We start from the raw sequence: 8,136 nt of genomic DNA, 5'->3' as shown, positions 1-8,136 counted from the left end.
CTTCTTATCGACTGAGTATATTATATCACAATGCCCGCCGACTTTCAAGAACATACGTTCTTTCTTTGCAATTCATCCCAACCACCTAAGAGGAGGGGGAATTCTTGCTAAATTATGTTAAATCCTTTCAACCTAGTTGCCACCGTTCTCTTTACTGCATGCGGTACGGGTCTTTGACACTTGTATTTTAGAAATATTATAAAGAATCCTTTATTTAAGCCGTTTGTGGCTTATTTTTTTGTCAAATTTTGCGTTTTTCTATGTACTTGTTTGTGCTTGTGTGTTATAATAGATAAAAGGAGTGATTTGTTATGTATGTAAATATTACTGGTAGTCCAAACAACAAGGACGTTTATATTTATCAATCTTACAGAAAAGAGAATGGTAAATCATCTTCTCGCATTTACAAAAAGCTAGGGAAATACAACGACCTTCTAGAGCAGTTTTCAGGCGACAAAGAAAAAATGATGGCTTGGGCTAAAGCAGAGGCAGCTAAAGAAACTGCTCTTTATAATCAGCAAAGAGAACAGATTTCTGTCAGTTTTTCTCAAACAGCGCGCATTCCATTGGAAGAAGAACGTTTATTTAACGTAGGCTATCTTTTTTTGCAGCAACTATGTTCTGAATTAAGACTGGATAACATTTGCAGGAACATTCGTAACCGTCATAAATTTACTTACGATTTTCATGCCATTCTTACAGATTTGATTTATGCAAGAATCCTATCACCTTCCAGTAAGATGAGCAGCTATTCTTTCTGTCACTCTCTTTTGGAACCACCTAAATATTCTTTGCAGAATGTTTATCGTGCTCTTTCTGTTATGGCGGAGGAATCGGATTACATCCAAGAAGAACTTTATCGAAATTCAAACTTTGTGCATCATCGCAATTCAAAAATCTTGTATTACGATTGCACGAATTACTATTTCGAAATCGAAGAAGAAAGTGGTGACAAAAAATACGGCAAAAATAAAGAACATAGGCCGAATCCAATCGTTACTATGGGACTTTTTATGGATGCTGATGGCATCCCTCTTGCTTTTGATATTTTCCCCGGAAATCAAAACGAACAGCTCACACTAAAACCATTAGAGACAAAAGTCATTAAAGATTTTGATTGCAGCGAATTTATCTTTTGTTCGGACGCCGGCTTAGGAAGCGTAAAAAACAGATTTCTAAACAGCTTCGGGAATCGTTCTTATGTGATTACTTACTCATTGAAAAAAATGAAACAGGAAGATCGTGAAATAGCCTTGAATCCAACTCAATTTAAAGTTCCGGGTTCGAATAAAATGATTGATCTAAGAACCCTTGATGAAACGGATCCTGATGTATTTCATACGGTTTATTACAAAGAAGTACCTCTCGTGACCGGAGATATGGATGAAACGATTATTGTTACGTACTCTCCTAAATATAAAGCTTATCAACAAAAAATTCGTAGTCGTCAGATTGACCGTGCGCTGAAAATGATACAGTCTCCTGGAAAATGCAGACGAGGAAAGAATCAAAACGACCCTGCACGTTTCATTCAAAAAACCTCCATTACATCAGATGGCGAAATCGCAGATAAGTCTGTTTATAAATTGGATGAAGAACGCATAAATGAAGAATCCATGTATGATGGTTTTTATGCTGTTGTAACAAACCTTGAAGATAACCCAGCAGAAATCATAAAAATTAACAAGCAACGCTGGGAAATCGAGGAGAACTTCCGAATCATGAAATCCGATTTTGAAGCCAGACCAGTTTATGTGCAGAGAGACGATCGTATCAAAGCACATTTTCTTACGTGCTATATCAGTCTCTTAGTATATAGACTATTAGAAAAGAAACTAGGGGAAGGGTTTACATGCACTCAGATTTTGGAAACACTGCGTGGTATGAATATGACACTATTAAGCAAGGACAGTGGTTACATTCCTTCTTACAAACGAACAAAACTAACAGATGCACTTCACAGTTCATTTGGATTAAGAACAGACTTTGAATTTATATCAAAAGCCTCCATGCGAGGAATTATTTCAAAGACCAAAAAGATAACTAACGCAAAAACAAAAATATAGTACATATCGATGCAAACGGACAAACAGCCACAGAGTCCATAAATACAGGCTTTGTGGCTGTTTTGTCTTTCATCAACTGTCAAAGATGGGATATTATATCACAATGCCCGCCGACTTTCAAGAACATACGTTCTTTCTTTGCAATTCATCCCAACCACCTAAGAGGAGGGGGAATTCTTGCTAAATTATGTTAAATCCTTTCAACCTAGTTGCCACCGTTCTCTTTACTGCATGCGGTACTATTACGTCATCAACGCCAATATCAACCGAAAATGGAATTCTCACATTTTTAATATGGGCGATTAAATTGATTCCTATGCCAGGATATTTCTTTTCTGGTGTGATTTCTCTTGTTCCAACGACCTCGATATCAATAAAATCATTATTTGTATCCATTTTACATATTTCTTTGATTATTGCTTCCACATCTGCAATATCATTAGACATTCTCCTTAACATGAAGTCAATATCCATGGTCGGTCTGCCCTCGAAATTAGAAATTGTATATAAGAACATGCCACCTTTCAAAACAAGATTTTCCGCATACTGTGACATTTCAAGTTTACGAAGAAACTCCTCTTGTGCAAAAAGCTGGAGACAAGTCTGATAATTTATTTCAGTTTCCTTTGCTTGCTTTTTTAATCTGGCAAGCACTGATGCGCCCATATCTTTTACCTCTTTTACAGCCATACTCCAACCACCCTTCTTGCCTTTTTTTCCACACCAAGTCTTGCAGCATACTCCATCAATTTAGCAGCATCTTTCTCTTTGTCCTTCACATATCTTTGGATTACTGTGTTAAACACTTCTCCATCCATAGTATTCATATGTCTAAGACAATCACAGACAACACGTTCCCGGTCATATATCTTTACGGTAATTCCGTCAATATTTCCTTCACTTACACCAATATCCAATCTGTTTGCATCGATAAAATGTGGCTTTATTATCGGAAAATCCATTTTGAATTTATTCCTTGCCGATTTGTTATCCACTGCTATATGCCAGATTCCCGGCACACGATCTGTATATCCATGATACATTGCTGCAGAAAGATCACAAATAATGGCATCCGGAAATAGTGTACAAATTACTGATACTTCTGTAAATGCCTTTTCATCCTGCCATTGATAGTAGCCATACTTAATTTTTTCTACAAGGCCTTCTTCAATTAAGTTTTGAAGTATCCGATAAGAAATACCCTCCTTCGTAAGTTCACATGTACGCATTATTCCTCCATGCTGTTTAAATATTGACTCATAATCCATAACCATATTCATAGTAATGCACACCACCCTCGAATAACTTCATACAATTATATGATAGTTTTTGTATCAAGTTATATTATACATGATAAATATCAAAAATCAACTTAGTACAATATATTTTTAATTTTTGTACCAAGTCGAACACTTGTAGGAATAAAAACCATAGGCATATCTCTTATACATATATTATTTCATTGTCTTCGCCAGTGACGTAAGAAGTGCTGCCATCTCCGGATTGGAAAGAACCTTTGCAAGCAGTTCTGCATCCACGCCTTCCGGAAGCGCCACCGTATTTTCTGCTGTATTCGGATGCATCTGCGGATCCAGATTTTTCTTCTCATAAAATGCTTCTTCAAATAATTCTGCATTTTTCTTCCGGTCATCATCCAGGATATGAGAATATACATCCGTGACCATGCTGACCTGAGCATGTCCGGAGTCGCCCTGTACCGCCTTTATATCTCCGCCATTCAGTTTCAGCTTATACGTTCCACTGCTGTCAGTCTTCGGTGTTTTCAGAACACGGACCGTCTTATTCTTTTTACTCTTTTCCGGAAATACGAGCAGGACATCTTTTGCATCCAGTTCCTTTAAGGCAGCCTTGCTCACGCGCTGGGATTCCTTATTTATGAAAAGATATGCCCGGTTCTCCTCAATTGCTTCTTCGGAAATATCGACGCAATCCCATGTAAGTCCCAGAAGCTCACTGATTCGAAGAGAACAGGAGAAGGAGAGATTCATGGCTAGCTTTAACCGCTCATCCTCACATACTTCCATGGCATACATCAGAGTTTCAGCAGTCCAGATATCCCGTTTCTTTGTTTTATGTTTTGGAACTGTTGCATATATACAAGGATTTTTCTCCATCAGTTCCCACTTAATTGCCTGCTGAAAACAGCTCCGCAGAAGCTTATGAATGTCCCGGATTGTACTGGTCGATACATACTCATTCATTCTTTTTCCAATCATCGGATTGATCACTGCTGGGGTTTTTAATAGTTTCTGATAATACTTTTCAATAAAACGGGTATTGATCTCTGCCAGTTTCACATCCCCAATAATCGGAAGGATATAATTATTGATAAGGGACACATTTCCATCATATGTAGACAATGCCCAGTTATCTTTCCCATAAAGAGCAACATATTCATCCAACAGTTCCTTCATGGTTTTACACTGCGGAATCACCATAGATCCCATTTCTTCCTTATACTCAATTTCCTTCTTACGTTTTTTTGCTTCTGCCTTTGTGGCATAGGTTTCCCATTTCTGCTTCCGTTTCCCATCCGGAGCAGTATAGGAATAAATCACATTAAACTTCCCGTTTCTTTCTCTGATTGATGCCATAATCTAACAGCTCCTTTCTGTATTTCTTTTTTTCAGCCACTCTTCAAACTCTTTGCGTTTGATACGGACATTTGCGCCCACCTTAACAGCCGGAAAATATCCTCTTTTGTACCAGACAGTAATCATGGATCGACTCACTTTTGCCATAAATGCTGCTTCATCCGGCGTAAGATATTTCAAATTTCCATTTCTGCCTCGCTGTCCGGTCTGCGACAGTTTCTTCCTTCGGAAATCAGCAAGTGCTACATTTTCCTCTAACGCCAGTTCTTCATAATCATTTGCCGGATCCAAATGATACTCATCCTGTCCATCCAGAAACTTTTGAAAGCTTTCCTTTGTGATCCGTTTACGGTCAGCGATCACTACATATTCAAAAAAGTGTTTGTACTTCTTTTTATTTAGGATGTTATATACCTGCTTTCTGGAAATTCCAAGCTGTCTGGCCACCTCCGGCATAGTGAGAGTAGCTGCTTCCATTTCCGCATCCCTCTTTTTATCTTCTTTTGTCCTGTATTTTGATTGACCATCATACCATTTCCGGAATGCCTCCTTCGGCACACGTTTCCAGTAATCTATGATCACTACCGCAATATTGTTTCGCTTGATCAGGTCATAGACAACACCATCTGTAAGTTCCAGCATCTCAGCCAGTTCCGGAATAGAATAGGACCATTCTTTTAATTCCTTTCCCGGCTCTTCCCCATTGACTTTGTGATACTTAATCTGATTTGCATACCATTTTTCAAAACTCTCGATATTGATCCGCATTTTACCGGCAAACTCTTTTGTCTCAAAATAATTCTTATGTATCAGCCAATACCGATCCGTTTTCTTAAGCCCCAGAAGTTCCCCCATCTCCGAAACACTCATCCACTTTTTTGCCGGAGAAGGCAGCCTTTTGTATGGGCTGTTTGTTTCCACTTCTTTCAACAGACTGTCATAGTCTTCCGTATTTATCATTTTTTCTCGATCCATGAAGTCTCCCTCCTTCTGCCCATACCATACCGCATTTTTTCAAAAAAATTTAGGGTGCTGAATGCCAGTGGCATTCGTTTAGCACCGACCGAAACGGAGTGTAGAGTCGATTTTGTAATTTGACATGAAATTAGTTTAAACCTTCCGGAAGTTTATCCAGCCAGTCATCAAAGCTCTTTTTGGAAATGCGGTACTTCCCGCCATCCAACTGGATCCACCGGAATTCATTTTTCTTCAGAAGGTTATAGACCGTCGGTCTACTGACTCCAAGAATCTCCTGTAACTCTTTTACTGTATAACATCTTTTCTCTGCCATATGTCATTACCTCTCATTTCATCATTTTTGAGGTGGCATACCAAATCCCCCGCAAGTTACGGGGCATTTGGTTCTCGCGGCAGTCGCCAAATGGACATGCAAGCATGTCCGCTTGGCTCGTTGCTCGCGGATATAAATGTCCCTCTATATATCCAAAGTTTCAGAGGGGCTTATACAACATGTTTCAGTAAAAAAATGTAAAGATGAGAAAAAAAGGAAAAAAGAAACCTCCGTATGAATTGAATCATACGAAGGATCAATATACCTATCATCATCAATTATCCTGAATGGGATATATTACAAAATGGAAAACTAACTGCTATTATTTCCAATCCTAATATAATTACATGATTGGATATCTTTTCAATCGGATTAAACAGAAGGAGTAATGCTAGCGTGATTCGTACGAAAAATTCTATCATTGGTATAACACAATTATTATTTCTACAAAAGAACTGCCTAATTGCCGCATTCAATGATTTAGATGCCTTTCTTATACCGATAATTGCCCAAGTAATTCCTAATGCCTCCAACGAACTGGAGCCTTTCAGTAGAAATGCAATCCCCATAATAAACATCATAATACTATATGCTAATTCGTCTGCCTGCTTTTCAAAGAACTTTTTTTCCTTAAAATAGCTTACTACCATCAGCGTGCCTACAAGTACCATAGCACTTCCTAATAAATAAGGCAACAGAAGAGTTACTCTATCAGAAAACAAAATACAGATTAATCCTAGAGATGGAAACAATATACTCTTGACTTTTAATATTCTATTCATTTTTCTCATTTCTCTCCTGTTCTTTTATTCATATAGTGTTTCAAGACAACAGTTCCGGCAGCAACCAAAATTCTTAATAATAATACCATGATAAATTCTATTGAAAATGGATTGCTCAACTTAGTTCCAAGCAAAGTAGTAGTAACAATACTGAGCAAAGAACCGCTTATTCCTGCTGTCAGATAAGTAGTGAATTTCACTCCACAAGTGCCAAAATACAGGCTCACAATGTCACCTGGCAAAAATCCAACAATTCTGGTAATAAAACATACAAAAAAAGCATTTTCATTCTGATATCCTGTCAGTTGTTGAACCTTGGGATATCTAGTCCCAATATACTGTATAATATCTTCACCGCTGTATCTTCCGATCCAATAAGGAATCGTAATGGTTGTCGCCAGTCCAACCATACTTACCATCACAGCTATAAATGGTGTAAACAGAACTCCACTGCTCAAATATAAAATCGACAATGGAAACATAATTGTAAGGCTTTTGAGAGCAAAGAACAAAACTAAAACACACGCAGCCAAAATCATATTTTCAGGTGTATACCTCAATATCGTTTTTACAGACAAAGGTTCTTCTGATTTTCTTACAATCACAAAAAGAATCAATGTCATCAGAATAATTGCTGCTAAAGGAGTGAGTTTCTTTAGCTTTATTTCTGACTTTTTCTCACTCTTTTGTTTTTTTTCTTTGTTTCTGATTTTCATCCAACTTTTCTCATTCATAATTATAATCACAAGATATTTCTTATATCTATTCGTCTATTATATTTCCATTTACTTCATCAAACACATCCTTCATTTCAAGAGCATATTTTTTACCTATTTTACTCAATCGGTATAATATAATAATGTCAATAATGCCATTTAAAATGAAGATAATTCCTGCCATTAATGCAGCGGCTGAAACTGTATCCGGTGAAAAGAACATCATACTAATTCCAGCCAGAATAATAATACATGATAGAATAACATATGATGTACAGCGCACATGAAATATGTCTTTCATACAAACAGCCGTCTCCATACAGATTACTCCATTGATTATGATGAAAATACTAAACACGTAAGAAAACAACACTATTGTAATTCCAGCATGTGTAATGATAAAGATTCCCAAAATACATTTCAAAATGCCTTCAAATAACGATCCCTGCATAAAATAAGTATTCAACCGAAATTTTAAATCATAGAACAAATCAAAAATCCCACTGCACAAAATCATAATACCTGCAATCACTGCAATCACTTTAAATGAATCATAGGGCTTTATTATGAATAAAACTCCAAGCAATACCGTCATGATTGCATTTATCCACATATCCAGCTTTATTTTTTTCAACGTTTTCATATTTTACTCCTCCCAGTTTTAGT

Annotated in this window: 9 protein-coding genes; 1 reads left to right on the top strand and 8 read right to left on the bottom strand. The window is 37.1% G+C overall.

Features of this window, described 5'->3' with window-relative positions:
* The first annotated feature begins 311 nt into the window (after positions 1-311).
* Positions 312-2,066 (top strand): IS1634 family transposase, encoded by a 1,755-nt coding sequence (locus ACQRBH_RS16780; protein WP_427762602.1) that lies wholly within the window; start codon positions 312-314, stop codon positions 2,064-2,066.
* Positions 2,067-2,246: 180 nt separating this feature from the next.
* Here the strand turns inward: ACQRBH_RS16780 and ACQRBH_RS16775 are convergent, their stop codons facing one another.
* From ACQRBH_RS16775 to ACQRBH_RS16740, 8 genes are all read right to left on the bottom strand, one after another.
* Positions 2,247-2,756 carry a nucleotidyl transferase AbiEii/AbiGii toxin family protein gene (locus ACQRBH_RS16775; RefSeq protein ID WP_427762600.1) on the bottom strand — a complete coding sequence of 170 codons (510 nt, stop codon included), beginning with the start codon at positions 2,754-2,756 and terminating at the stop codon, positions 2,247-2,249.
* Positions 2,747-3,295: a type IV toxin-antitoxin system AbiEi family antitoxin domain-containing protein gene (locus ACQRBH_RS16770; RefSeq protein WP_427762599.1), complete on the bottom strand. Its 549-nt coding sequence runs from the start codon at positions 3,293-3,295 to the stop codon at positions 2,747-2,749. Before ACQRBH_RS16770 ends, ACQRBH_RS16775 begins: the two co-directional genes overlap by 10 nt.
* 225 nt (positions 3,296-3,520) lie before the next feature.
* Positions 3,521-4,681, bottom strand: a complete 1,161-nt coding sequence (locus tag ACQRBH_RS16765; RefSeq protein WP_427762598.1) for a tyrosine-type recombinase/integrase — start codon at positions 4,679-4,681, stop codon at positions 3,521-3,523.
* A 3-nt stretch (positions 4,682-4,684) separates the two neighbouring features.
* Positions 4,685-5,656, bottom strand: a complete 972-nt coding sequence (locus ACQRBH_RS16760) for a helix-turn-helix domain-containing protein (RefSeq protein WP_427744359.1) — start codon at positions 5,654-5,656, stop codon at positions 4,685-4,687.
* Positions 5,657-5,786: 130 nt separating this feature from the next.
* Entirely contained in the window at positions 5,787-5,972 is a 186-nt protein-coding gene (locus ACQRBH_RS16755; protein ID WP_427744358.1) for a helix-turn-helix domain-containing protein, read from the bottom strand.
* A 278-nt stretch (positions 5,973-6,250) separates the two neighbouring features.
* On the bottom strand, positions 6,251-6,754 hold the full coding sequence (locus ACQRBH_RS16750) for a DUF308 domain-containing protein (protein ID WP_158024866.1): 504 nt from the start codon (positions 6,752-6,754) through the stop codon (positions 6,251-6,253).
* A 5-nt stretch (positions 6,755-6,759) separates the two neighbouring features.
* Positions 6,760-7,470 carry a TVP38/TMEM64 family protein gene (locus ACQRBH_RS16745; RefSeq protein WP_427762597.1) on the bottom strand — a complete coding sequence of 237 codons (711 nt, stop codon included), beginning with the start codon at positions 7,468-7,470 and terminating at the stop codon, positions 6,760-6,762.
* Between the two features lie 46 nt (positions 7,471-7,516).
* Complete coding sequence (locus tag ACQRBH_RS16740) at positions 7,517-8,113, bottom strand: HdeD family acid-resistance protein (RefSeq protein ID WP_427762596.1); 597 nt, start codon at positions 8,111-8,113, stop codon at positions 7,517-7,519.
* Between the last annotated feature and the right edge of the window lie 23 nt (positions 8,114-8,136).

It is taken from the genome of Bariatricus sp. SGI.161 (assembly GCF_050313695.1).
GTDB lineage: Bacteria > Bacillota > Clostridia > Lachnospirales > Lachnospiraceae > JAFBIX01.
Note: the sequence above shows the minus strand (reverse complement) of the source record. Positions and strands in the feature narration are given on the sequence as shown.